The organism is Cysteiniphilum litorale, assembly GCF_003428165.1.
Taxonomy (GTDB): domain Bacteria; phylum Pseudomonadota; class Gammaproteobacteria; order Francisellales; family Francisellaceae; genus Caedibacter; species Caedibacter litoralis.
This window is the reverse complement of sequence record NZ_QLIQ01000115.1, coordinates 1-1,706: the sequence shown is the minus strand read 5'-3', so window position 1 is coordinate 1,706 and position 1,706 is coordinate 1. Positions and strand designations below refer to the sequence as shown.

Annotated in this window: 3 protein-coding genes and 1 pseudogene; 3 read left to right on the top strand and 1 reads right to left on the bottom strand. The window is 39.9% G+C overall.

Annotated features, from left to right (window positions below):
• Window positions 1-185 precede the first annotated feature (185 nt).
• The 3 genes and pseudogenes from DNJ75_RS15870 to DNJ75_RS14755 all read left to right on the top strand — a co-directional run.
• Window positions 186-466 (top strand): annotated as a pseudogene (locus DNJ75_RS15870) (recombinase family protein); the annotation flags it as partial.
• A 24-nt stretch (window positions 467-490) separates the two neighbouring features.
• Window positions 491-727 carry a helix-turn-helix domain-containing protein gene (locus DNJ75_RS15865; protein WP_373282855.1) on the top strand — a complete coding sequence of 79 codons (237 nt, stop codon included), beginning with the start codon at window positions 491-493 and terminating at the stop codon, window positions 725-727.
• Window positions 724-1,017 carry a DUF4158 domain-containing protein gene (locus tag DNJ75_RS14755; protein ID WP_117004183.1) on the top strand — a complete coding sequence of 98 codons (294 nt, stop codon included), beginning with the start codon at window positions 724-726 and terminating at the stop codon, window positions 1,015-1,017. The genes DNJ75_RS15865 and DNJ75_RS14755 overlap by 4 nt, the downstream gene beginning before the upstream one ends.
• A 295-nt stretch (window positions 1,018-1,312) precedes the next feature.
• Here DNJ75_RS14755 and DNJ75_RS14750 read toward each other — a convergent pair.
• A partial coding sequence (locus DNJ75_RS14750) for a hypothetical protein (RefSeq protein ID WP_206609130.1) occupies window positions 1,313-1,706 on the bottom strand: 394 nt, incomplete at its 5' end.

Sequence of the window (1,706 nt, the reverse complement as noted above, 5' to 3'; positions counted from 1 at the left end):
ATTGCCTCTGTCAAGAAACTGCTAACCATCTTGCAACTAAAATAGGGGATAAAGTAGAAATTGTTATACATACATAATAGGCAAAATAATGTGGCTCAAATCAGGCAATTTAATTTGGCTCGTTACAAGCAGGATATGCACGCGTTAGCACCTTAGAGCAAAATTTAGACTTACAAGTTGATGCTTTGAAGGCACATGCTGTGATAAGATCATCCATGAAAAAGTCACTAGCACCAAAAAAGAACGTCCACTTTTAGCCAAGCTCATTGCTGAGCTTAAGCCAGGAGATACTTTGGTCATATGGAAGCTAGATCGCTTAGGTCGTAATCTAAAAGACCTGATTCACATTATTTATGATTTGCTAGATCGAGATATTGCTTTGGTTAGCTTACAAGATCCCATTGATACAACAACGCCTTATGGGAAGCTTGTGTTTAATATCTTTGCTTCGTTATCCGAATTTGAACGCGATGTCATTAAAGCCAGAACCTTGGCAGGACTAACTTCAGCACGCGCTAGGGGTCGTTTAGGTGGCAGACCAAAAGGTTTATCAAAAGAAGCTATTGCGAAATCCTATACAGCAGAGAATTTATATCGTGCAGGTAAGCTGAGTATCAATGAGATTTGTGCTGAGCTTAGTATTAGTCGGGGTACGCTTTATGCTTATTTACGTCATCGTAATGTAGACGTTTCACCCAAAAACAAGAAGCAAGAAGCGCACACATGAGTCACCACATTACAGTTGATACTAATTATACGCATTTTTTATCAGATTCTGAGCTTTCATATTATTATGATATTCCGTGTTTAGATGATCCAGCACGTGCACTTTATTTTACCTTAAACCACGAAGAACAAGTCGCTATTGATGAGATTAAAAACTTTAAAAGCAAACTGCACTTTGTGCTGATGCTTGGTTATTTCAAGGCAAAACTGGTATTCTTTGATTTCAGTAAAACTCCACCTCATCAAGATGATGTGATCTATGTTTCGACACAATTGGGTAAACCAGTGTAGCGTCCCCGACTATTTGGCGTCGATAGTCCCACGGTGAATGCGGAGATGATTTTGGCTGTTTTTAGATCTCTTATCTTATCCGGTTAAGAAGGCAGGAGTGACCTGTATGTTAAATTGAAGTGCTTGCCTGCTTTTACTATTTGCTCTTCAAATAACGGCCATCTGGGCTTCGCTCGCACGCTCGCTTACAAAGCCGGTGCTTTGCTACTTCCTTATGATTGGTAACAGATACCACCTATGAGATTAAATGATATATGTGAGGAGGGTTTACTCGATGTGATGTCACATGCAGGTATTAACGCATGCTTTCGAGGACTTCTTCGAGAATATCGCTTGAGATATGATTTAAGTTGCGTGCACAGGCAATTTCTAGACAATTGGTCACGACATTATAAATGTGTCTTGGCAAACATTGCGTTGCTTCCATTAATAAACGTAAATCACTATCCGCCAATAAGCATGTCGTACACCCTGCCGCCTTAAACCCATGATCAATAAATGCAGTAAAGTCCTCAAACTTGCTAATGCGTTGCAACTCATGCCAAATACGCACTCTTGAGTTCAATGCCTCAAAGCGTGATTGCTTGAGCTTACTAGCAAGCGCTTTATTGCCAACAAGCCAAAGTGTTAGCATATCTTCAGCATCGTATTGAAAGTTAAGAAATGAGGCTAAGTCATCTAAAAACTCA

What these genes read in the sequence shown, in the direction of transcription:
- DNJ75_RS14755 (WP_117004183.1), top strand. Translation starts at nt 724, where the DNA reads ATGAGTCACCACATTACAGTTGATACTAATTATACGCATTTTTTATCA.